General features: G+C 72.4%; 20 protein-coding genes. 14 read left to right on the top strand and 6 right to left on the bottom strand.

Annotated features, from left to right (window positions below):
* Positions 1 to 31 precede the first annotated feature (31 nt).
* A complete protein-coding gene (locus F0L68_RS13635; protein ID WP_149849894.1) occupies positions 32 to 1,615 on the top strand; it encodes a DUF6779 domain-containing protein in 1,584 nt (527 codons plus the stop codon).
* 9 nt (positions 1,616 to 1,624) lie between these two features.
* Here F0L68_RS13635 and F0L68_RS13640 read toward each other — a convergent pair whose 3' ends face one another.
* The 3 genes from F0L68_RS13640 to F0L68_RS13650 all read right to left on the bottom strand — a co-directional run bounded on the left by F0L68_RS13640 (position 1,625) and on the right by F0L68_RS13650 (position 5,121).
* A complete protein-coding gene (locus F0L68_RS13640; protein ID WP_149849895.1) occupies positions 1,625 to 2,821 on the bottom strand; it encodes a glycosyltransferase in 1,197 nt (398 codons plus the stop codon).
* A 77-nt stretch (positions 2,822 to 2,898) separates the two neighbouring features.
* On the bottom strand, positions 2,899 to 4,053 hold the full coding sequence (locus tag F0L68_RS13645; protein WP_223198762.1) for an NADH-quinone oxidoreductase subunit D: 1,155 nt from the start codon (positions 4,051 to 4,053) through the stop codon (positions 2,899 to 2,901).
* Between the two features lie 57 nt (positions 4,054 to 4,110).
* Positions 4,111 to 5,121, bottom strand: a complete 1,011-nt coding sequence (locus F0L68_RS13650) for an SAM-dependent methyltransferase (protein WP_149849896.1) — start codon at positions 5,119 to 5,121, stop codon at positions 4,111 to 4,113.
* Positions 5,122 to 5,335: 214 nt separating this feature from the next.
* Between F0L68_RS13650 and F0L68_RS13655 the strand changes: the two genes are divergently transcribed.
* From F0L68_RS13655 to F0L68_RS13675, 5 genes are all read left to right on the top strand, one after another.
* Entirely contained in the window at positions 5,336 to 6,514 is a 1,179-nt protein-coding gene (locus tag F0L68_RS13655; protein WP_223198783.1) for a PrsW family intramembrane metalloprotease, read from the top strand.
* Positions 6,515 to 6,675: 161 nt separating this feature from the next.
* Positions 6,676 to 7,587: a Rossmann-like and DUF2520 domain-containing protein gene (locus F0L68_RS13660; RefSeq protein WP_149850055.1), complete on the top strand. Its 912-nt coding sequence runs from the start codon at positions 6,676 to 6,678 to the stop codon at positions 7,585 to 7,587.
* 73 nt (positions 7,588 to 7,660) lie between these two features.
* Positions 7,661 to 8,581, top strand: a complete 921-nt coding sequence (gene panC / locus F0L68_RS13665; RefSeq protein WP_149849898.1) for a pantoate--beta-alanine ligase — start codon at positions 7,661 to 7,663, stop codon at positions 8,579 to 8,581.
* Positions 8,582 to 8,595: 14 nt separating this feature from the next.
* On the top strand, positions 8,596 to 9,078 hold the full coding sequence (gene panD, locus F0L68_RS13670; protein ID WP_149849899.1) for an aspartate 1-decarboxylase: 483 nt from the start codon (positions 8,596 to 8,598) through the stop codon (positions 9,076 to 9,078).
* Between the two features lie 131 nt (positions 9,079 to 9,209).
* The gene (locus F0L68_RS13675; RefSeq protein WP_149849900.1) at positions 9,210 to 9,995 is read left to right on the top strand and encodes a type III pantothenate kinase; all 786 of its coding nucleotides are present in this window, start codon (positions 9,210 to 9,212) and stop codon (positions 9,993 to 9,995) included.
* Between the two features lie 41 nt (positions 9,996 to 10,036).
* Here the strand turns inward: F0L68_RS13675 and F0L68_RS13680 are convergent, their stop codons facing one another.
* Positions 10,037 to 10,825: a class I SAM-dependent methyltransferase gene (locus tag F0L68_RS13680; RefSeq protein WP_149849901.1), complete on the bottom strand. Its 789-nt coding sequence runs from the start codon at positions 10,823 to 10,825 to the stop codon at positions 10,037 to 10,039.
* A gap of 130 nt (positions 10,826 to 10,955) precedes the next feature.
* On the opposite strand from F0L68_RS13680, the gene lysS reads away from it, so the two are divergent.
* Together lysS and F0L68_RS13690 are read left to right on the top strand one after the other, a co-directional pair.
* Complete coding sequence (lysS, locus tag F0L68_RS13685) at positions 10,956 to 12,410, top strand: lysine--tRNA ligase (RefSeq protein WP_438672282.1); 1,455 nt, start codon at positions 10,956 to 10,958, stop codon at positions 12,408 to 12,410.
* Positions 12,411 to 12,536: 126 nt separating this feature from the next.
* The gene (locus F0L68_RS13690; protein WP_149849903.1) at positions 12,537 to 12,884 is read left to right on the top strand and encodes a histone-like nucleoid-structuring protein Lsr2; all 348 of its coding nucleotides are present in this window, start codon (positions 12,537 to 12,539) and stop codon (positions 12,882 to 12,884) included.
* Positions 12,885 to 12,999: 115 nt separating this feature from the next.
* On the opposite strand, the gene F0L68_RS13695 is transcribed toward F0L68_RS13690, so the two are convergent.
* Complete coding sequence (locus F0L68_RS13695; protein ID WP_149849904.1) at positions 13,000 to 14,025, bottom strand: ABC transporter substrate-binding protein; 1,026 nt, start codon at positions 14,023 to 14,025, stop codon at positions 13,000 to 13,002.
* A 92-nt stretch (positions 14,026 to 14,117) separates the two neighbouring features.
* Here F0L68_RS13695 and F0L68_RS13700 point away from each other — a divergent pair, with 92 nt between their 5' ends.
* The 5 genes from F0L68_RS13700 (at position 14,118) to F0L68_RS13720 (ending at position 19,042) form a co-directional block, all read left to right on the top strand.
* Positions 14,118 to 15,164: a FecCD family ABC transporter permease gene (locus tag F0L68_RS13700; RefSeq protein ID WP_223198763.1), complete on the top strand. Its 1,047-nt coding sequence runs from the start codon at positions 14,118 to 14,120 to the stop codon at positions 15,162 to 15,164.
* Positions 15,161 to 16,267 carry a FecCD family ABC transporter permease gene (locus tag F0L68_RS13705; protein ID WP_149849905.1) on the top strand — a complete coding sequence of 369 codons (1,107 nt, stop codon included), beginning with the start codon at positions 15,161 to 15,163 and terminating at the stop codon, positions 16,265 to 16,267. The genes F0L68_RS13700 and F0L68_RS13705 overlap by 4 nt, the downstream gene beginning before the upstream one ends.
* Positions 16,264 to 17,079, top strand: coding sequence for an ABC transporter ATP-binding protein (locus F0L68_RS13710; RefSeq protein ID WP_149849906.1), 816 nt, complete (start codon positions 16,264 to 16,266; stop codon positions 17,077 to 17,079). Before F0L68_RS13705 ends, F0L68_RS13710 begins: the two co-directional genes overlap by 4 nt.
* Before the next feature lie 104 nt (positions 17,080 to 17,183).
* Positions 17,184 to 18,389 (top strand): sensor histidine kinase, encoded by a 1,206-nt coding sequence (locus tag F0L68_RS13715; RefSeq protein WP_223198764.1) that lies wholly within the window; start codon positions 17,184 to 17,186, stop codon positions 18,387 to 18,389.
* On the top strand, positions 18,386 to 19,042 hold the full coding sequence (locus F0L68_RS13720; protein ID WP_149849907.1) for a response regulator: 657 nt from the start codon (positions 18,386 to 18,388) through the stop codon (positions 19,040 to 19,042). The genes F0L68_RS13715 and F0L68_RS13720 overlap by 4 nt, the downstream gene beginning before the upstream one ends.
* Before the next feature lie 9 nt (positions 19,043 to 19,051).
* Here F0L68_RS13720 and F0L68_RS13725 read toward each other — a convergent pair whose 3' ends face one another.
* Positions 19,052 to 19,873, bottom strand: a complete 822-nt coding sequence (locus F0L68_RS13725) for a (2Fe-2S)-binding protein (RefSeq protein WP_149849908.1) — start codon at positions 19,871 to 19,873, stop codon at positions 19,052 to 19,054.
* Between the two features lie 352 nt (positions 19,874 to 20,225).
* On the opposite strand from F0L68_RS13725, the gene F0L68_RS13730 reads away from it, so the two are divergent.
* Entirely contained in the window at positions 20,226 to 22,775 is a 2,550-nt protein-coding gene (locus tag F0L68_RS13730) for an ATP-dependent Clp protease ATP-binding subunit (protein ID WP_149849909.1), read from the top strand.
* The last annotated feature ends 68 nt before the right edge of the window (positions 22,776 to 22,843 follow it).

The raw sequence follows: 22,843 nt of genomic DNA on the forward strand, positions 1-22,843 counted from the left end.
GGTCGGATAACTGCCAGGTACCGTAGGGGCCATGACCGGCCGAAGCGCGTCGACCGACGAGCAGCGTGGTGGCGGTCGTGGCTCCGGACGTCTGCTGTTGGTAGCGGTGCTTGCCCTCGCCCTCGTGGCCGCGGCGGTGCTGGTGCTCAGTGACAACGCGCGGTGGCTGCGGCTGGGCATCGTCGCCGCCCTGTGGGCTGCCCTGGTTGGCGCCTTCCTCGCGGCGAAGTATCGGCGGCAGGTCGCCGACAGCGAGGACGAGGTCGCCGACCTCCAGTCCGTGTACGAGCTGGAGCTGGAGCGCGAGGTCGCCGCCCGCCGCGAGTACGAGCTGGAGGTCGAGGCGGAGACGCGCCGCAAGGTCGAGGACGAGTCCAGGGAGGACCTGGACGCGCTGCGCGGCGAGCTGCGCGCGCTGCGGGAGAACCTCGAGGCGCTGCTCGGCGGCGAGGTGCTGGTCGAGCGGGTCGCGCTGCGCGCGGAGTCGACCAGGATGCGGTCGCTGTCCGACCAGTCCCGGCTGATGACGGTCGGCGACGATCGGATCATCACCAGGGGCGAGGAACGGCTGCGCGGCATCACCGCGGGCCCGGTCAAGGCGTCGGCGGGCAGCGTGCCGGGCAAGGCGACGGCGGCGCAGGAGAAGAAGCCCGCGCAGCCGCAGGAGGACCGCACCGAGCTGATGGAGCGCGTGCCGCACGCCGAGTCCGCCGCGCGCAAGGAGCCCCAGCGGGCCGAGCCGCAGCGGCGGGAGCCCGCCAGGCCGGAACCGAGCAGGCCGGAACCGCAGCGCCGCGAGCCGGCGCGCGGCGACCAGGGCCGGCAGGAGCAGCGCAGGGAGCCCGCGCGGGCGCAGGTTCGGCACCAGCCGCCGACTGTGGTGCGGCGCGAGGCGCCCAAGCAGGCCGAGTCCGCCGGGGTGCCGGCCGTGGCGTCCAGGCTGGAGCCGGAGCGCGCGCAGCCGAGGGAGGCAGCGCGGCAGGCCGAGCAGCCGGGCCGCGCGGCCCCGGCCGCCGCACGGCGCGAACCCGAGCGTCAGGTGGACCGGACCGAGCTGACCGGCCGTGGGCGTCGCCCCGAGTCGGATCCGCGGCGTCCCGAACCGCCGCGTCCCGAACCGCCGCGTCCCGAACAGCCGCGCACCGAGCTGCTGCGTCCCGAGCAGGCCAGGCCGGAGCCGCAGCGCGCCGAACCGCCGAGGGCCGAGCCGTCGAGGGTGGAGCCGCCGCGCCGGGAGCAGGCCAGGCCGGAGCCCCAGCGCGCCGAACCGCAGCGCCCGCCCGCCGCCGCGCGGCTGGAGCCCCGCACCGAGATGATCCGGCGCGACCAGCCGGCGCACGAGCCGCAGGCGCCCCCGAGCGCCGAGCCGGGCGGCCGTCGCCGGGCCGAGGACCGGCCGGCGTGGGAGGCCTTCGGCGGCTGGGACCCGAGCCTGGAAGTGATCGACAAGCCGACCCGGCGCAGCCAGCTGCCGGTAACCGACCCCGGGCCGAAGCCCGAGCCCGAACCGGACCCCGCGGCCGGTGCGCACGCGGCGGGTAAGTCGGTGAACGAGCTGCTTGCCGCGTTCGGCGGCGGCGACTCGCCGCGTCGGCGTCGCCGCAAGGACGACTAGCGCTCGCGCCTAGGCGTCGAGGGTCTCCAGGTCGGCGGCGAAGGCCTCCAACGAGGGCAGGCCAAGGATCTGACGCTGGAAGCCGCGTGCGGCCAGGCGGTACGCGGGTTCGGTCAACACCCGCTGGACGTCCGCCGCGAGTGTGTCCGGGGTGAGTCCGGCCGGGTCGGTCCGGACGCCGAGCCCGAGTTCCTGGACGCGGGCGGTGTTGTCGGGTTGGTCGGCGAACAACGGCAGCGCCGTCATCGGTGTGCCCGCCGACAGCGAGTCGCCGATGCCGCCGAAACCACCGTGCGTCAGGAAGACGTCGCACGCGCCGATGAGCAGGCGCTGCTGCACGAACGACGTCAGGTGCACGTTGTTCGGGCGCGGGCCGTTCCACCGCGCCACCGCGTCCCCCGGGCCGAGCGCGACGACGGCCTGGACGGGCAGCGAGCCCAACGCCTCCACCGTGAGGTGCATCAGCGTGGATTCGGCGCCAAGCAGCCAGTGTGTGCTCGTGCCGTAGCTCGCGAGGACGAGTGGCAGGTCGGCCGGCAGCCGCGCGATCGCGGGGTCCAACGGCCTGCTGTCCACGGCATCGGCTGCGCGGTAGTGCCGGAGTCCCGGCGTGCGCAGGTCCTCGGGATACCACGCCGCTGGCAGCAGACCGGCCGTGAGCCTGCCGTTGGCGTGGGTGAACGAGTCCACCTCGGCCAGCCCGAGCTTCCCGCGCAGGCGGTTCAGCCGATCCGTGAGATCCGGGACGAGCCGGGTGATCAGCGGCGCGATGTCCACCATCGCCAGCGGCAGGCCGAGCACCTCGGCGGCGAGATATCCGCCGTATTCGTTGGTCTCGCGGACGATCACCTCCGGGCGCCACGCCCTGGCCACGTCGATGAGGTTGGCCGCGAACGCCGCCGTCATGCGTTCGGAGAACACGGGCACGACCAGCGGCCCGGTCAGCTCGGGGCGCCACCGCCGCAGCTTCTCGACCGAGAAGTCCGTCCCGCTGTCCTCCAGCTGGTCGGCGCCGGACACCTCCTCCGGCGCGGGCACTCCCTCGATCGCGAGGACCTCGATGCCGTGGCCTTCGAGCTGCGCTCTGACCGCCGTCCCCGTGGCGAGCGCGACGTCATGCCCGCGACGCTGCAACGCCTTCGCGACGGGCACCAACGCCGGGAGCAGATGGGACTGGATGGGCAGACCTGTCAGGAGAACGCGCACACGTCCCAGGCAATCAGCGCCGGAGTGGGTGCGCAACGGGTCGCGGGGCGACGGACGCTTCCCCAAGAGGCAACGTGCTACTTGTCGATGTCGCCGACGACGACGGCGAACGAGCCGAGCACGACCGGCAGCGCCGCGACCGGGGTGCCGGGCAGCAGCGCCGACAGTGCCTGCACGTTGTTGAACGACGGCGTGCGGAGCTTGAGCCGCCACGGCGTCTTCTCGCCTCGGGACGCCAGGTGCACGCCCGACACGCCGAGCGGCGCCTCCAGCCAGCTGTAGACTGAGCCCTCGGGGGCCTTGATCGCCTTGGGGAGCCGCAGGTTCACCGGTCCGCCGGGGATTCGGTCGAGGCACCGGTCGGCGAGTTCCGCGGCGTGCGCGATCTCGTCGACCAGGCAGCACACGCGGGCGAGCGCGTCGCCGTCGGAGCGCGTCACGGGCCGGACGTCCAGCTCGCGGTAGGGCGGCAGCGGGTCGTCCCTGCGCAGGTCGAGGTCGACACCGCTGGCCCGGCCGATCGGTCCGGTGACGCCGAGCGCGAGGGCCGCATCCCGTGCCAGCACACCGATCCCGGCGTGCCGCGCGCGGAACGTCTCATCGTCCACAGTGGACTCAAGAATGGCGGTCAGGTCGGTGGTGACCCGGCGAAGCGCGTCGGCGACGCGTCCGGTCCAGCCGGCCGGCACGTCCTCGCGGAGCCCGCCGATCCGGTTGGCCATGAAGTGGATCCGCCCGCCCGCCGCCTCCTCGAGCACGGCCTGCACGGCCTCCCTGCCGCGCAGCGCGGCCTGGGTGCCCTCGGTCGGTTCGCCGGTGAGCGCCCTGGTGAGCGGGGCGACGAACACCAGGTGCGCCAGCAGGCGGTTGAGCTCGCACAGCAGTGCGCGCAGCCAGAGCGCTCTCGCCGGCACGTCCATGCCGGTCATCCGCTCGACGGCCATCGCGACGGCGAGTTCGTTGCAGAACGCGGCGAGCCAGTCGTGCCGGTTGGCCAGGGTCAGCACCTGGCGGTAGTCGCGCACCTCGAAGAGCTTCTCCGCGCCCCGGTGCAGGTGCCCGACGAGCGGTTCGGCGGTGCTGACCAGCGGCGCGTCCTCGGGGCCGTCGAGGGTCAGGCGAAGCCGGTAGGCGCCGTGCGCGGACGGGTGCAGTGGGCCGAGGTCGATCACCCGGTCCACGCCGAGATGGCGCGCGCCCGCTCCGACTCCGACGGTGATCCGCTGCTGCACGGCCCCATGCTCGCACGCCACGCGGATCGGGGAGGTGCGGCGGTTCGCCGGGGCGGGTCAGGGTTGCCAGGCGGGTAGGGACGGCAGGAGATCGGTGGCGCGCACTCCGCCCGTGGCGTGCAGCAGCCAGCCGAAGCGACCGAGTCCGTCGCGGGCGCGCAGTTCGGCGATCCGGCCGGCCCGCGCGGACGCGGCGAGCCACGCGAGCGGATCGGTGGCGGCCAACGCGGCGGCCGGCGACCCGCCGGACATCCCCAGCGCGGCGAGCGCCGCGTGCTGCGCCACGAGCACGGTGTCCGCGCCGGTCCCGACCGCCTCGGCGCACGCGTCGAGGGCGACGTGCGCGGTGAGGTCCCGGCTGCCGTCCGGCAGCGGGGCGACCTGCCGGCCGGCCAGGTACCCGGTGAGCGTGCCGTCGGGGAACCGGCCTGCCGCGCGGTCGGCGGCGAGGTGGCCGTAGTCCACGGCCAGCGCCGCGCCCGCCGCGACCCCGGCGACGGCCGTCGCCCACACCGCGTCCCTCGTGCTGCCGACCTCGGCCCGCGCGCCCTCCCCGGCCAGCGGCCACCACCGGGCCAGCCAGTCGCCCTCCGCCTCGGTGAGCGAGCCGGACGGTGCCTCGTTTCCTTGCGTGTCAACGAGAACCGGAAGCAACAGTCCGTTGTGGACGGTGGCGACGCGGCACGGCACGGCGTCCAGCCACTCGTGCCCGACCAGCAGGCCGACGACGCGCTCCGGCAGGTCGCGCCGCCAGCGCACGCCCTCGGTCGGCCGCGCGGGGGCCAGCTCGACGGCGGTGACCCGCAGCCGCCTGCCGAGGTCGCCGCCGGCCGACTCGCGAACCGCCTGGGCCAGCTCGCCGCCGCCCGCCCCGACGTCGACGAAGTCCAGCGCCGCAGGGTGATCCAGCGCGGTGTCGACTCGCCCGAGCAGCTCGACCAGCGCCTCCGCCAGCTCCCGGCCGATCACCGGCGCCGTGCGGAAGTGCGCCGAGGGCTGCTCGCCGCGCGCGAAGAACCCGCCCGGCCCGTACAGCGCCGCCTGCCATGCCTCCCGCCAGTCCCGCACGCCCCCAGTGTGACCGCCGCGCCGCGGCGGGCGTCGCGTCCAGATGCGGTCGCCGCGCCGGATTCGCCCGCCGGAGTGTGACGGTCGTCGCCCATCGTCATCGCGCACAACCGATCTTCCGGCCCAAGCTCACCTAGAGTGCTCAGCCGTGACCGACGCCGCCACACGACCGACGCCGCCGCACCACCGCAAGCGAACCCCGCGCCGGTGGACCGTGCTCGCCCCGCTGTTCGGCCTAATCGCGCTGGGGCTGTGCGCGCTGGTGCTGCTCGGCCTCGGCACCACGAAGATCGGCGCGGTGCCGGTGCTGGTCGGCGCGGTCGCCGCGCTCGTGCCCGTCGGCCCGGTCATCGGCGCCTACCTGTGGGTGGACCGCTGGGAGCCGGAACCGGCCAAGCTGCTGCTGCTCGCCTTCGTCTGGGGCGGCTCGGGCGCGGCGCTGAGCTCGCTGCTGTTCAACAGCACGGCCGAGGTCATCGGCGACCTGATCAGCAGCGGCAACGGCAACGTCGTGGCCGCCGTCTTCTCCGCGCCGCTGATCGAGGAGGCCGCCAAGGGCGCGTTCCTGGTCGGGTTGCTGCTGTGGCGGCGGCAGGAGTTCGACGGCATGGTCGACGGCATCGTCTACGCGGGCTTCACCGCGGCGGGCTTCGCGTTCACCGAGAACATCTACTACTTCGCCAGGGTGTTCTCCGCCAGCGGGCTCGGCGGGATGAGCAGCGGCGTCGTCGCGCTGTTCCTGCTGCGCGGCGTGCTCGGCCCGTTCGCCCACCCGATGTTCACGTCGATGACCGGCATCGGCGTCGGCATCGCGGCCAGGACCGGCAACCGCAAGATCGCGGTGCTCGCGCCGCTGCTCGGCTACCTCGGCGCGGTCGCGCTGCACTCGCTGTGGAACGTCTCCACCACGCTCGGCAGCGGGTCCACGTTCATCAACCTCTACTTCCTGGTGATGGTGCCGGTCTTCGCCGGCATGGTGCTGCTGGTGGTGTGGCAACGCCGCCGCGAACAGCGGGTCGTGGCCGGGCAACTGCCGGCGATGGCCGACCATCGGTGGATCGCGTTCAGCGAGGTGCCGCTGCTGTCCAGCCTGCCGGGCCGCAGGGACTGGCGGCGCGCGGTGCGCAGGAAGTCCGGCGAGCACGCCGCCCGCGCGGTCGCCGCCTACCAGGTCGCCGCGACGGAACTGGCGTTCCTGCGGCACCGGATAGCCGAGGGCGGCACCGCGGCTGACCTCGAACAGCGGCACGAGCAGCTGCTCGGGGCGCTGCTGGCGGCCCGCTCGGCGGCCGTGCACGGCCGTGGCGGGGCGCATCAGGCCGCCCCGACTCGCGGTGTCGGTGGGAAGCGCGACAATCGTTCCGACCAGGGCGGCTCGCGCCATCTCCAGTAGCGTTCGCCACTGGTGAAGCTCGTCACCCGACCGCCGAATCGCCGCTGCGTGCCGGCTAGTCTCGCGCCGCCGTCTGGTACCCGCGTGAGGAGCGGGACTGGAACGTCAGAAGGAGTCATGCGCATGTGCACGACCGCGCCAGCGCCGTGTTCGGTGACGCCGTGAGTCGCCCGGCGAGGCTCGCGGTCGGGGTCGTCTCGGCCGGTCGGGTCGGTTCGGTGCTCGGCGCCGCCCTGGCGCGGGCCGGCCACGTGGTCGTCGCGGCCTCCGCCGTGTCGCGGCAGTCGGTGGCGCGCGCCGAGGAGCTGCTGCCCGACGTGCCGATCCTCGCCCCGCCGGAGGTCGCCGCCATGGCCGACCTCGTGCTGCTCGCGGTGCCGGACGACGCGCTCGCCGGCCTGGTCAGGGGCCTGGTGGCGACGGGATCGCTGCGGGCGGGCCAGATCGTGGTGCACACCAGCGGCTCGCACGGCGTCCGGGTGCTCGACCCGGTCGCGGAGATCGGCGCGCTGCCCCTTGCCCTGCACCCCGTGATGACCTTCGGCGGTCGCCCCGAGGATCTGCAACGGATCATCGCCTGCTGCGTCGGGGTCACCGCCGCCGACGGCGACGAGGCCGCGTGGAACGTCGGCGAGGCGCTCGTGATGGAGATGGAGGCCGAGCCGGTCCGCGTCCCCGAGGCCGCGCGGCCGCTCTATCACGCCGCCATCGCGCACGGCGCGAACCACCTGGTCACGCTGGTCACCGAGTGCGCCGACCTGCTGCGCGGCGCCGGTGTCGAGTCGGCGGAGCGGCTGCTCGGGCCGCTGCTGTCGGCCGCGCTGGACAACGCGCTGCGGCACGGCGACCGCGCGCTGACCGGGCCGGTGGCGCGCGGCGACGTCGGCACCGTGCGCACCCACCTCGACGTGCTGCGCGGCAGCGCCCCGCAGGCCCTGCCCGCGTACCGGGTCCTCGCCGCCCGCACGGCCGAACGCGCCGCGGCGGCCGGACTGCTCCCGTCGGCCGTCGAGGCGGAGATCGTCTCGGCCATCAACGACTCAGCCCTCAACGACGAGGACAACCCCTCATGACCGCATCTCGAACCGCGCCGTTGACCAGGTCGGCCATCAACGACTCAGCCCTCAACGACGAGGACAATCCCTCATGACCGCATCCCGTACCGCGCCGCTGACCAGGTCTGACTACGCGCCGGGCCAGGCCACCGTGCACAGCGACCCCGCGAGGCTCGCCAGGGTGACCAGGACGCTGCGCGCGGCCGGTCGCCGGATCGCCCTCGTGCCGACGATGGGCGCGCTGCACGACGGCCACCGCGAGCTGATCCAGCACGCGCGCAGGCTGCCCAACACGATCGTGGTCGTGTCGATCTTCGTGAACCCGTTGCAGTTCGGGCCGAACGAGGACTTCGACCGCTACCCGCGCTCGTTCGCCGCCGACCTGGCCGCGTGCGAGGAGGAACGGGCCGAGCTGGTGTTCGCGCCGCAGGTCGCCGACCTGTACCGCGACGGGGCCGCGGTCACGCTGAACGCCGGTCCGCTCGGCGACGAGCTGGAGGGCGCGGTGCGACCGGGCCATTTCGGCGGCGTGCTGACCGTGGTCGCCAAGCTGTTCAACATCGTCGGCCCGGACTTCGCGCTGTTCGGCGAGAAGGACTACCAGCAGCTCGTGCTCATCCGCCGGATGGCGCGCGACCTCGACTTCGACCTGTCGGTGGTCGGCGTGCCGACGGTCCGCGAGGACGACGGCCTCGCGCTGTCCTCGCGCAACGTCTACCTGACCGGCCCGCAGCGCACCTCGGCGCTGGCCCTGTCGGCCGCCCTCGCGGCCGGCGCGCACGTCAGCGCGGGCGGCGCTGACGCGGTGCTCGGCGCGGCCCGTGCCGTGCTGGCCGCGAGCCCCGAGGTCGAACTCGACTACCTGGAGCTGCGCGCGACCGACCTGGGACCGGCGCCTGCCGAGGGCGACGCGCGGCTGCTGATCGCCGCCCGCGTCGGCGCGACGCGACTGATCGACAACGCCCCGGTGCTGCTCGGCAGCCCGGACCAGGACACCGACGCGAGTCGTTGAGAGGGATACCGACGATGTTTCGCACCATGTTCAAGTCCAAGATCCACCGCGCCACGGTCACTCAGGCCGACCTGCACTACGTCGGCTCGGTCACCATCGACGAGGACCTGATGGACGCCGCCGACCTGCTGCCCGGCGAGCAGGTCGCGATCGTCGACGTCACCAACGGCGCGCGCCTGGAGACCTACGTGCTCGTCGGCGAGCGCGGCACCGGCGTGATCGGCATCAACGGCGCCGCCGCGCACCTGGTGGCGCCGGGCGACCTGGTCATCCTGATCTCCTACGCCACCATGGACGACGCGGAGGCCCGCGGCTTCCGGCCGAAGGTCGTGTTCGTGGACGGCAAGAACCAGATCGTCGAGCAGGGGCACGACCCGGCGCACGCGCCGGAGGGCTCCGGGCTGGTGAACGGGTCGGTCACCCAGGAACCCCCGGCCCCGCAGGCGGAGACCGTCGACGCGGCCCGCCTCGACGCGTTGATCCAGCCCGAGAACTAGGCCGGACGCCGCACCAGCTACGCCGGCTCGGAAACCAGGAGCCCTTAGGGTGTGTCCCGCAGGCCCCGCGCGGTGGAATGCGGGTCTGCGCAAGCACACCCTCACGACCACACGGGGACGGGGACGCCGCAGTGCTGCTCGCCATCGACGTCGGCAACACCAACATCGTGCTCGGCCTCTACGACGGCATCGGGGATGACGCGAGGCTGGTGCGGGACTGGCGGATGCGGACGGACGCCAGGATGACCGCCGACGAGCTGGCGCTGACCATGCGCGGGCTGCTCGGCGAGCACGCGGACAAGGTCACCGGGATCTCGACCCTGTCGACCGTGCCGGCCGTGCTGCGCGAGCTGCGGGTGATGCTGGGGCGCTACTACTCCTCGGTGCCAAGGGTGCTGGTCGAGCCGGGCGTGCGGACCGGCGTGCCGCTGCTGGTGGACAACCCGAAGGAGGTCGGCGGCGACCGCGTGGTGAACACGCTCGCCGCGCACCACCTGCACAGCACGACGTGCGTGGTGGTCGACTTCGGCACCTCGACCAACATCGACGTCATCTCGGCGAAGGGCGAGTTCCTCGGCGGGGTGTTCGCGCCGGGCATCGAGATCTCGGTCGACGCGCTGGCAGCCCGCGCGGCCCAGCTGCGCAAGGTCGAGCTGGTGCGGCCGCGCTCGGTGATCGGCAAGAACACCGTCGAGTGCCTTCAGTCCGGCATCGTCTACGGCTTCGCCGGCCAGGTGGACGGCTTGGTGCGGCGGATCGTCGCCGAGCTGAAGCAGACCGACTCCGGCCCGGTCACGGTGATCGCCACCGGCGGTCTCGCGCCGCTGGTGGTGGCCGAGTCAGCGACGATCGAGCACCACGTGCCCGACCTGACGCTGCTCGGCCTCCGCCTGGTCTTCGAGCGCAACACTCGCTGAGCCCGCGGCAGGGCCGTGGAAGTGCACACTCGTCGAGTCGGTCACCGAAGGACGGACCGGATCACCAGCGTCACGATCGGCAGGTCGAACTCGCCCGCGGCGGTCTCCGGTCGGCCGCGCAGGTAGTCCGCGATCCGGCCGAGCAGCTCGGCCCGCTCCTGCGGCGAGATCACCAGCGTGTGCGACTGCGTGCCGATGGTGGCGGTGAGCGACTCGGCGGTCCGGCGCTGCACGTGCGAGACCTCGGTGCTCTCGAAGTCCCCGAACAGCGGGTGCGTCGGCATGGGCGCCTCCTCCCGCTGGGGCGGCATCGGGGCCGACACGTCCGACCTGCTCACCCGCTGGAGCTCGGCCACCCAGTCGACGCTGAGGTCGTCGGTGTTCCACAGCGCGGCGAGTACCCCGCCCGGCCGCAGCACGCGCGCGATCTCCGGCAGCGCGCGCTGCTGGTCGAACCAGTGGAACGCCTGCCCGACCACGACCGCGTCCACCGCGCCGTCCGGCAGCGGGATCGACTCCGCCGTGCCGGTCAGCGCTGTCGCCGCCGGGTACCGGCCGGCCAGTTCGGCGAGCATCGCCTCGTCCGGCTCGACGGCGGTCACCTCGAAACCAAGGGACAACAGGCCCTCGGTGAGCTTCCCGGTGCCGGCCCCGAGGTCGAGGACCTTCGGCTTCTCCTTGCCGCCGAGCGGTTCCAGCGCCCAGCGGATGCCGTCCGCCGGATAGTCCGGGCGGTGCTCGGCGTAGGCGGCCGCGGCCGCGCCGAACGAGCTGGCTCGACGCGCGTGCAGGGCGGCGTCGTGGACTGGCTGATCAGTGGAGTTCCCCATGGGGCCACGGTATCGGCCTCGGTCGGGTATCCAGTTGGAAGTACTGGCGGTCGTTTCCGTACCCTGTCAAGTCGTGAGTGACGAGCCCAAGTCGACCCCGGTGACCAGCGACGACGATCTGCCCGAGCAGATGCGGGTGCGCCACGAGAAGCGGGCGCGACTGCTCGAACGCGGCGTCGACCCATATCCCGTTGCCGTGCCGAGGACGCACGCGCTGCGCGAGATTCGCGAGGCGAACACCGACCTCGCCCCGGATACCGCGACCGGAGTGCTGGTTGGCGTGACCGGCCGGGTCATGTTCATCCGAAACACCGGCAAGTTGTGTTTCGCCACGCTCCGCGAGGGCGATGGCACCGAACTTCAGGCGATGCTGAGTCTGGACTCGGTCGGCGCGGACTCCCTTTCCGAGTGGAAGACCGATGTCGACCTCGGCGACCACGTATTCGTGCACGGAGAGGTCATCACTTCGCGGCGCGGTGAACTGTCCGTGATGGCGGACTCCTGGCAGCTGGCGTCGAAGTCCGTTCGGCCGATGCCGGTGGCGCACAAGCAACTGGCCGAGGAAACTCGTATTCGGCAGCGCTACGTCGACCTCATCCTGCGCCCGCAGGCCAGGGAGACCGTTCGCACTCGCGCGAGTGTGGTCCGTTCGCTGCGCGACTCGTTCCACGGGCGCGGATTCATCGAGGTCGAGACCCCGATGTTGCAGACACTGCAAGGCGGCGCGACCGCGCGCCCCTTCGTGACGCACTCCAACGCGCTGGACATTGATCTGTTCCTGCGCATCGCGCCGGAGTTGTTCCTGAAGCGATGCGTGGTCGGCGGGATCGAGAAGGTCTTCGAGATCAACCGGAACTTCCGCAACGAGGGCAGCGACTCGTCGCACTCGCCGGAGTTCTCCATGCTCGAGTTCTACGAGGCCTACGGCACCTACGACTCGATGGCCGTCCTCACCCGCGAACTCATCCAGGAGGCCGCGCAGGCGGTGACCGGTTCGCAGGTGGTCACCCTCGCCGACGGAACCGAGTACGACCTGTCCGGAGAATGGACATCGCTGACCATGTACGGCTCGCTGTCGGAGGCGGTCGGCGAGGCGGTCACGCCGGACACCCCCGTCGAGCACCTGCGCAAGCTGGCCGACCGGCACGGCCTCGAGGTGGATCCCAAGCACGGCCACGGCAAGCTCGTGGAGGAACTGTGGGAGCACCTGATCGGCGACCACCTGCACGCACCGACTTTCGTCCGCGATTTCCCATTGGAGACCTCGCCCCTTACCCGCGCGCACCGCAGCGAGCTGGGTGTGGCGGAAAAGTGGGACCTGTACGTGCGCGGCTTCGAACTGGCCACCGGTTACTCCGAGTTGGTAGACCCGGTGGTGGAGCGGCAGCGGTTGGAGGAGCAGGCGAAGCTCGCGGCCGGCGGCGATGACGAGGCAATGCCGGTCGACGAGGACTTTCTGCGATCGCTGGAGTACGGAATGCCACCGAGTGGTGGGGTCGGAATGGGTATAGATCGGCTACTGATGGCTATCACCGGTCTCGGTATCCGGGAGACGATCCTCTTCCCTCTCGTTCGACCGGAATGAGTAACTTTCCGACCTCGCCGAGGTGCATTGCTGGAGATATGCGCTAACCTGCACTGGAACACAGATTCGTTGCCCGTGTCGGGGTCGGGGAGTGGCCGCCGCACATTTGGTCCAGGGAGGATTAGCATGGCGCAGAAGGTCACCGTGACCCTGGTCGATGACCTGGACGGTTCTCAGGCTGTGGAGACCGTCGAGTTCGGCCTGGACGGCGTCGCATACCAGATCGACCTTTCCGACGACAATGCCGGCAAGTTGCGTGGCGCGCTCGCCGACTTCGTTGCCAACGCGCGCCGGGCCGGTGGGCGTAAGCGTGGCGCCGGTCGTCCCGTCGCCGGCGCAAAGGCGCGCCCGGCCTCCGCGGATCGCGAACAGAACCAGGCCATTCGCGACTGGGCCCGTAAGCAGGGGATGAAGGTCTCCGACCGCGGTCGTATCCCGGCCGAGGTGCTGGAGGCGTACCACCAGCAGGGCTGAGTCGACGCCACGGCGCGAAAGCCGGGGAAGACGACGACTGAGCTGGAAGACGGCAGAGCGAGAAAGGGCCGCCGAGCGTGATGCTCGGCGGCCCTTTTCACGTGCTGGAATGCGGCTAGTGCCCGGCGTCGACGCCGAAGGACTTGGCCAGGTCGTCCAGCATCGCGCCTGCGCCCTGGAGGCTGCCGGAGCTGATCCAGGTCGCGTCGTTGACGTCCTGGCGCTGACCCTTGAGCTGGCCCCACAGCGGGTTGGCCTGGAACTGGTCCCTGACCTGCTGGGACGCGCCCTTGCCGTCGGCCCAGGTGGCCAGGAACACGCGGTCGGCGTCCAGGCTGGTGATCTGCTCCTGGCTGAGGTTTACCGAGATCTTGTCCGAGGTCGGCTGGCCGGTCGGGCGGGCGAGGCCGGTGTCGTCGAGCACGATGCCGGGGAACGACTTGGCCGTGTAGAGCCGCACGTTGGGCTCGCCGCCGACGAACCTGGCCAGCGACACGGTCGGGTTCTTGCCGGCCTTCGCGCGGATCGCGTCGCCGATCTTCTTGGCGCGCGCCTCGTAGGCGGTGATCTTCTTCTCGGCCAGGTCCTCCTTGCCGAGCGCCTTGCCGAGCAGCCGGATGTTCTCCTTCCAGGTCACGCCGACGGTCTTGGTGAACACGGTCGGCCCGGCCTTCTGGAGCTGGTCGTAGATGGCCTCGTGCCGGACGCTGGAGGAGACGATCAGGTCGGGCGCGATGCCGGCGATCTCCTCGACCTTGGGGTTGGCCAGCTCGCCGACCGGCTTGGCGTCCTTGCCGTACTTCTTGCCGTCCTCGCCGAGGTAGTCGGGCAGCGAGTCGCCGAAGCCGGGGTAGCGGGTGAAGGCGACGACCGGGGTCTCCAGCGCGATCGTGTCGTCGACGAGGCTGGTGTCGAGCGCGGCGACCCGCTGCGGCGCCTTGTCGATCGTGGTGCTGCCCTTGGCGTGCTCGATCGTGCGCGGGAACGCGCCGGTCGCCGCGCCGCCCGCCGAGGTCGGGGCCGGGGCGCTGCCCGAGCCGGACTGCCCGCACGCGGCGAGGCCGAGCGTGGCCGCGGCGACGGCCGCCACGGCCAGGGCTCGGCGGGCTGCTCGTCGCCGGGGGTGCGGGGTGCTGCGCATGAGAGCTCCTTCTGTTTGGTTAGGCTTGCCTTACAGAGGATAGGGTGACCTTCACCCGTTAGGCTGACCAGGTCGGCGACGAGGAGTGTGGTGTGACTCGCAGTGCGGTGCTGGAGCGGCCCGCCGCTGGGCTGTTGGCCGCGCGCCGACGTCGGCGGCTGGTCGGGCTCGCGCTGCTGCTGCTCGGGCTCGCCGCGGCCTGCGTGGCCAGCATCGCCGTCGGCGCCAAGGCGATCCCGCTCGACGGCGTGTGGCACGCCATCGCCGCGCCCTCCGGCACGGAGAACGACATCGTCATCCGCTCGCTGCGGCTGCCGCGCACCCTGCTCGGGATCGCGGCAGGCGTCGCGCTCGGCGTCGGCGGCGCGCTGATGCAGGGCCACACCCGCAACCCGCTCGCCGACCCCGGCCTGCTCGGGGTGACCCACGGCGCCGCGTTCGCCGTCGTCCTCGCGATCTTCACGCTTGGCGTGTCCAGCCTCTACTCCTACGTCTGGTTCGCGTTCGCTGGCGCGCTGGTGGCCAGCGTCGCCGTGTTCCTGCTCGGCTCGGCCGGCCGGGGCGGCCCGACACCCGTCACCCTGGCACTGGCCGGCGCCGCCGTCTCCGCCCTGCTGCACGCCCTGGTCTCCGCGCTGGTGCTGCTCGACCAGCAGAGCCTTGAGGCGTTCCGCTTCTGGCAGGTCGGCGCGATCGCCGGCCGGGACACCGCGGTCCTCGGCCAGGTGCTGCCGTTCCTGCTGGTCGGGCTCGTGCTCGCGCTGGTCAACGCGCCCGGCCTCAACGCGCTCGCGCTCGGCGAGGACGTGGCCCGCTCGCTCGGCCAGCCCGTGCTGGCGACCCGGCTCCTCGGCGTCCTCGCGATCACGCTGCTCACCGGCGGCGCGGTGGCCGCCTGCGGACCGCTCGGCTTCGTCGGGCTCGTCGTCCCGCACCTGGCCAGGGCCATCACCGGGGCCGACTACCGCTGGCTGCTGCCCTACGCCGGCCTGCTCGGCGCGGTGCTGGTCCTCGTCGCCGACGTGCTCGGGCGCGTGGTCACCGGGCAGGGCGAACTCCAGGTCGGCATCATGCTCGCGATGATCGGCGCGCCCTTCTTCGTCGTCCTGGTGCGCAGGAAGAAGCTGGTGCGGTTGTGAACCCGACGAGGACGCCGGCGACGACCGAGTCGACCGGAGACACCGTGCCCGGCCGGCGCGCGCTGCGGCTCGGCCCGCTGTCCACGGTGTGGCGGCCGAGGGCGCTGCTCGTGCCGGTGCTCGCGCTCGCCGTGCTGCTGCTGGTGATGGCCGCGAACATGGGCAGGGGCGAGTTCCCGATCAGCGTCGCGGACGTGCTGCGGGTGCTGGCCGGCGGCGGGGAGCGGCGGCAGCAGTTCATCGTGCTCGACCTGCGGCTGCCGCGATCGCTGACCGGCGCGCTGGTCGGCGCCGCGCTCGGGCTGTCCGGCGCGATCACCCAGTCCGTCGCGCGCAACCCGTTGGCCAGCCCGGACATCCTCGGCGTCACCTGGGGCGCCGGGGCGGGCGCGGTCACCGTGCTGATGCTCGGCGGCAGCTACGGCAGCATCAGCGGGCCGCTCGGCTCGGTCGGGCTGCCCGTCGCCGGCCTGCTCGGCGGGCTGCTCGCCGGCCTCGCCGTCTACGCGCTGTCCTGGCGGCGCGGCATCGACGGCTTCCGGATGGTGCTGGTCGGCATCGGCGTGTCCGCGGTGATGGCGAACCTGACCTACTGGCTGCTCACCGTCGGGGACGTCACCGACGCAGGCCGCGCCATGGTGTGGATCACCGGCAGCCTCAACGGGCGCGGTTGGGAGCACGTCACGCCGGTCGCGCTCGCGCTGGTCGTGCTGGTGCCGCTGGCGCTGTTCCTCGGTCGGGTGCTCGGCGCGCTCCAGTTCGGCGACGACACGGCGCGGAGCCTCGGCGTCCGGGTCGACCGGTCGCGCGGCCTGCTGGTGCTGATGGCCGTGGTGCTCGCCGCGGTCGCGACGGCAGCGGCGGGGCCCGTCGCGTTCGTCGCCCTGGCCACCCCGCAGATCGCGATGCGGCTGACCGGGGGAGCGCAGCCGCCGCTGGTGGCCTCCGCGCTGCTCGGCGCGGTCCTCACCGTGACGGCGGACCTGGTGGCGCGCACCGCGTTCGGCGTGGTGGAACTGCCGGTCGGGGTGGTCACCGCCGTGCTCGGCGCGCCCTACCTGATGTATCTGCTCATCCGCAGGCGCCGGGAGGCTCGCGCGTGAAGTCCTTGCAGGCAGCCGAATCCGCCAGGTTGCGGGCGAACCAGCTCAGGCTCGGGTACGGCGACCGACTGGTCGTCGACGGCCTCGACCTCGACGTGCTGCCCGGCACCGTGACCGCCGTGATCGGCCCGAACGGCTGCGGCAAGTCCACGCTGCTGCGCGCGCTCGGCAGGCTGCTCAAGCCGCGCGGCGGGAGCGTGCTGCTGGACGGCAAGCGCATCGACCGGATGCCGACGCGCGAGGTGGCCAGGATCGTCGGCGTGCTGCCGCAGACCCCGCAGGCCCCCGAGGGGCTGACCGTGGCCGACCTCGTCGCGCGCGGCCGCCACCCGCACCAGGCCTGGTACCGGCAGTGGTCGGCCGACGACGAGGCCGCCGTCGCCGAGGCGCTGCGGATGACCAGGATGACCGACCTGGCCGAGCGCACCATCGACGAGCTGTCCGGCGGCCAGCGGCAGCGCGCGTGGATCTCGATGGCGCTGGCCCAGGGCACCGACCTGCTGCTGCTCGACGAGCCGACCACCTACCTCGACCTCGCGCACCAGATCGACGTGCTCGACCTGGTGCAGCACCTGCACGCGGAGGCCGGCAGGACCGTGGTGATGGTGCTGCACGATCTGAACCTGGCCGCCCGCTACGCGGACCGGCTGGTCGCGATGCGGGACGGCCGGATCGTCCGCGAGGGCAGCCCCGCCGAGGTGCTCACCGAGGAGCTGCTGCTCGACGTGTTCGGGCTGGACGCCCGCGTGGTGCCCGACCCGGTGGCCGGCACCCCGCTGGTCGTGCCGATCGGCTCCCGGCACCGCTCCTGACGTCCGGCTCTGACCCCGGCTCTGGGGCGGCGGCGCGGGTCAGCCCGGGGGCGTAGGCCCGCAGGGGGACGCCCCGAGGCGATCGCGCTGGTTACGCTCCCCGCGTGGATCATGCCGCCCCGCGACCCCCGCTGCTGCGGCGGCTGTCGCCGGCCGCGTGGACCGCGATCAGCTGGGGCGCGGCCGTCGCGTTCTGGCTGATGCTCTGGCGGCTGCGGCGCGACGCGCCGAACCCGGCCGACGTGGTCGACGAGCAGGCCCGCATCCAGGCGGCCCTGCTGTATCCCAATCGGTACCCGTCGAGCGGGGCGTGGCTGGCGCTGTCCGCCGCGATGGCGCTGCCGGTCGGCTTCGCCCGCAGGTGGCCGCTGCCCGTCCTCGGCCTGACGCTGGCCGGGGCGACCGCCGTGACCCTGGCCCAGCTCCGGCCGCTGCCCTGGCCGCCGTTCGTGGCGACCGCGGACGCGCTGATCCTCTATCTCGCAGCCACCAGGTCCCGCCCGCTGGCCGGCGTCGCGGCCGCCGGCACGGTCCTCGCGCAGCTGGCGGCGCTCCAGCTCGTCAGCGACGCGTGGCAGCCCGGCCTGGTCAGGGGGGCGCCGTTCGCGTTCGCGACCGTCATCGCCTGGCTGGCCGGCGACGCGGTCCGCCAGCGCCGCGAGTACGGCGAGGCCCTGCGGGAGCAGGCGGTGACCGGGGAGCGGCTGCGGATCGCCCGCGAGCTGCACGACCTGATCGCGCACAGCATCGGCGTCATCGCGATCCAGGCGGGCGCGGCGAGCCTGGTCCTCGACTCGCAGCCGGCCGGGGCGCGCCGGGCCCTGCACACCATCGAGACCACCAGCCGGGAGACCCTGGCCGGGCTGCGGCGCATGCTCGGCGTGCTGCGGCGCGCCGACGGCGACTCGGCGGAGGCCGGCCCCACGGTCGGCCTCGAGGCGGTCGACCGGCTGGCCGAGACGACGGCGGAGGCTGGCGTCCTGGTCGAGGTGCGCTGGCTGGGGCGGCGGCGCCCGCTGTCGCCCGAGGTGGACCTTGCCGCCTTCCGGATCATCCAGGAGTCGGTCACCAACGCGGTGCGCCACTCGGGCGCCGACCGCTGCCTGGTCGCCGTCGAGTACCGGGACGAGGAGCTGGCCATCGAGGTCGTCGACGACGGGCGCGGCGGCGGCGCGCGGTCGGGTGGGTCCGTCGGGGCCGGCCACGGCATCACCGGGATGCGCGAGCGGGTCGCCCTGCTCGGCGGCCGGTTCGCCGCGGGGTCGCGCGCCGAGGGCGGCTTCCTGGTCGAGGCGAGGCTGCCGGCATGACGATCCGCATCGTGCTCGCCGACGACCAGCCGCTGGTCCGCGCCGGGCTGAGCATGGTCATCACCGACATCCCCGACCTCGAGATCGTCGGCGAGGCCGGCACCGGCACGCAGGCGGTCGCGCTGGCCAGGGACGCCAGGCCCGACGTCGTGGTGATGGACATCCGGATGCCGGGCATGGACGGCATCGAGGCCACCAGGGCGATCACCGCGGCCGGCCCGACGCCGAGGGTGCTCATGCTGACCACCTTCGACGACGACACCAACGTCTACGCGTCGCTGCGCGCCGGCGCGAGCGGGTTCCTGGTGAAGGACATGGCGGTGGCGGACATGGTGGCGGCGATCCGCGTGGTGGCGGGCGGCGACGCCCTGATCGCGCCGAGCGTCACGCGCCGCCTGATCGGCGAGTTCGCCTGCCGGCCGACGCCGACCAGGCGGAGCAGGCGGATCGACGGCGTCACCGAACGGGAGCGCGAGGTGCTGACCCTGGTCGGGCGCGGCATGTCCAACGGCGAGATCGCCGCGCACCTGCTCATCGGCCACGCCACCGCGAAGACGCACGTGGCCCGGCTGCTGACCAAGCTGGACGCCCGCGACCGCGTGCAGCTCGTCATCGCCGCCTATGAGGCGGGCCTGGTGGCCCCGACGTCATGACGGGTCTCTTCAAGACACCCTGGGGCAGGTGACGCAGGCGGTGGTGCCGGGGATGGCGTAGTGGAAGCAGCAGCTCTCCCTGCGCCGGGTCCAGCGCGCGCCGCCGTCCTCGTCGCGGGCGGACCGCAGCGTCGAGGCCGACGTGAACGGCGCCAGCCGCTCGGGCAGCAGCATCGCCGCGTCGGCGACCCCGGCGCCCTCGTCCCCGTGCAGCTGGCCGGCCAGCCAGGTCGCGCCGTCCAGCGAGTCGGTTGCCTGCGCCCACAGCATCCGCCTGCCCAGCCGCACGCCGGGCGCGTAGGCGGCGACGAACCGGGCGGCGTGCGCGGCGTAGCGGGCCCGCAGCAGCGCGGCGAGCGCGGCCTCCGAGCCGACCACGGTCGCCTCCGGACAGTCACCGGCCGGGTCGTCCGGCAGGCACGCGAACTCGTCGGCGAGCAGTGCGACGCCGACCGGGTGCGGGCGTCCTTCGGTCGGCAGCAGGAAGGCGAGATCGGTCGGCCGCAGCGACGGGACGCGGCGCTCGGTGTGGAACAGCAGCGCGGCCAGCAGCGCCGGCACGCTCAGGTACCAGCCCATCACGTAGCCGGCCGTGGTGCGCTCCGGCGCGTCGCCGTACTCCTCGAGCAGCCACTCGCCGAGGATCTTGCGCCACGCGTCGAACCGCTCCGGCTCGTCGAGCAGCTCAGCGCAGCGCACCCAGCCCTCGGCGGGATCGGGCAGCCCGAACCGCAGGTCCAGCCAGCTCGGCAGCGCGTCGGCCCTGGTGACGGACTCGGCGACGGCCGGAATCCTGGCCGTCGCCGCCGTCGGGCGCACCGCCGTGGTCATCGGGCGGTGCCTGGTGCGGCCTGGCGATGCACGGCGGCTCCCTGCGCTCCGAAGTATGAGGCTTGCCTAACCTTACCCAGGCCGCCCTTGCCGTGTTGGCTAGAGTGACGCCGGTCACGGCGAGATTCACCGGGACGGGGTTGTTCGCGCTGAGCGGACATCGTCCGATCCGTGGAATCTGCCTGGCAGGCAGTGCGTTGTGCAGGACGTCAGGGAGCCCGAGTGCGACTAGCCGCGAACGGGAACTGAGAGCGACGGTGCCGACGACTACAGTGGTATTACGGTGCCGCGCTCGTCACGGAACGCCCGGGGCGAGTCCGAGGACCGCCGGCGCAGCAGTCAGGGAGTGCGAATGTTCGAGAGGTTCACCGACCGCGCGAGGCGGGTGGTCGTCCTGGCCCAAGAAGAGGCCAGGATGCTCAACCACAACTACATCGGCACCGAACACATCCTCTTGGGGTTGATCCACGAGGGTGAGGGTGTCGCAGCCAAGGCCCTGGAGTCCCTGGGGATCGCGCTCGAAGGCGTCCGTCAACAGGTCGAGGAGATCATCGGCCAGGGACAGCAGGCGCCCAGCGGTCACATCCCCTTCACGCCACGGGCGAAGAAGGTGCTTGAGCTGTCGCTGCGCGAAGCGCTTCAGCTCGGCCACAACTACATCGGCACGGAGCACATCCTGCTCGGCCTGATCCGCGAGGGCGAGGGCGTCGCCGCCCAGGTCCTCGTGAAGCTGGGCGCGGACCTCAACCGGGTCCGCCAGCAGGTGTTGCAGCTGCTGTCCGGTTACCAGGGCAAGGAGCCGGCCGAGACCGGCGGCAGGGGCGAGGGCACCCCGTCCTCCTCGCTCGTCCTCGACCAGTTCGGGCGCAACCTCACCGCCAGCGCGCGGGAGGGCAAGCTCGACCCGGTCATCGGGCGCGCCAAGGAGATCGAGCGGGTCATGCAGGTGCTGTCCCGCCGCACCAAGAACAACCCGGTGCTGATCGGCGAGCCCGGCGTCGGCAAGACCGCGGTCGTCGAGGGCCTTGCCCAGATGGTCGTCAAGGGCGAGGTGCCCGAGACGCTCAAGGACAAGCAGCTCTACACGCTCGACCTCGGCTCGCTGGTGGCCGGCTCCCGGTACCGCGGTGACTTCGAGGAGCGCCTGAAGAAGGTGCTCAAGGAGATCCGCACCCGGGGCGACATCATCCTGTTCATCGACGAGATCCACACCCTGGTCGGCGCGGGCGCCGCCGAGGGCGCGATCGACGCGGCGAGCATCCTCAAGCCGATGCTGGCCCGAGGCGAGCTCCAGACCATCGGCGCGACCACGCTCGACGAGTACCGCAAGCACGTCGAGAAGGACCCCGCGCTGGAGCGCCGGTTCCAGCCGATCCAGGTCGGCGAGCCGTCGCTGGAGCACACGATCGAGATCCTCAAGGGGCTGCGCGACCGGTACGAGGCGCACCACCGGGTCTCCATCACCGACTCCGCGCTGGTCGCCGCCGCCACGCTGGCCGACAGGTACATCAACGACCGGTTCCTGCCGGACAAGGCGATCGACCTGATCGACGAGGCGGGCGCGCGGATGCGCATCCGCCGGATGACCGCGCCGCCGGACCTGCGCGAGTTCGACGAGAAGATCGCCGACGTGCGTCGCGACAAGGAGTCCGCGATCGACGCGCAGGACTTCGAGCGCGCCGCGAAGCTGCGGGACCAGGAGAAGCAGCTGCTCGGCCAGAAGGGCGAGCGGGAGAAGCAGTGGAAGGACGGCGACCTCGACGTCGTCGCCGAGGTGGACGACGAGCAGATCGCCGAGGTGCTGGCGAACTGGACCGGCATCCCCGTGTTCAAGCTCACCGAGGAGGAGACCACCCGTCTGCTCCGCATGGAAGACGAGCTGCACAAGCGGATCATCGGCCAGGTCGAGGCGGTCAAGGCGGTCAGCAAGGCGATCCGCCGCACCAGGGCCGGCCTGAAGGACCCCAAGCGCCCGTCCGGCTCGTTCATCTTCGCCGGCCCGTCCGGTGTCGGTAAGACCGAGCTGTCCAAGGCGCTGGCGAACTTCCTGTTCGGCGACGACGACGCGCTCATCCAGATCGACATGGGCGAGTTCCACGACCGCTACACCGCCTCGCGGCTGTTCGGTGCCCCTCCCGGGTACGTCGGCTACGAGGAGGGCGGCCAGCTCACCGAGAAGGTGCGCCGCAAGCCGTTCTCCGTGGTGCTTTTCGACGAGATCGAGAAGGCGCACCAGGAGGTGTACAACACACTGCTCCAGGTGCTGGAGGACGGCCGCCTGACCGACGGTCAGGGCCGGACGGTGGACTTCAAGAACACCGTCATCATCTTCACGTCCAACCTGGGCACCGGCGACATCTCCAAGGCGGTCGGCCTCGGCTTCACCAGCGGGACCGACGCTGGCTCGAACTACGAGCGGATGAAGCAGCGCGTCAACGACGAGCTGAAGAAGCACTTCCGCCCGGAGTTCCTGAACCGGATCGACGACATCATCGTCTTCCACCAGCTCACCAAGGACGAGATCATCAAGATGGTCGACTTGATGGGCACTCGGGTGGAGACGCAGCTCAAGAACAAGGACATGGCTCTCGAGCTGACCGACCGGGCGAAGAGCCTGCTGGCCAAGCGGGGCTTCGACCCCGTGCTTGGCGCCCGGCCGCTGCGCAGGACGATCCAGCGCGAGATCGAGGACCAGCTGTCCGAGAAGATCCTGTTCGGCGAGCTCCAGGCCGGCCAGATCGTCATCGTCGACGTCGAGAACTGGGACGGCGAGACCGAGGACGACAAGGCCAAGTTCACCTTCCGGGGTGAGCCCAAGCCGCTGCGGGTGCCGGACGCCGTGCCGGCGAACCTGGCCAGCGCGGCCGGCGGCGACAGCCTCGGTGAGGCGGACGCCAGCTAGTTCGTCGTCAGACACCGCGACGCCCCCTGGGAACCAGCTCCCAGGGGGCGTCGCCGTTCGTGGTGTCG

It is taken from the genome of Solihabitans fulvus (assembly GCF_008386585.1).
In the GTDB taxonomy this organism is placed as follows: Bacteria; Actinomycetota; Actinomycetes; order Mycobacteriales; family Pseudonocardiaceae; genus Solihabitans; species Solihabitans fulvus.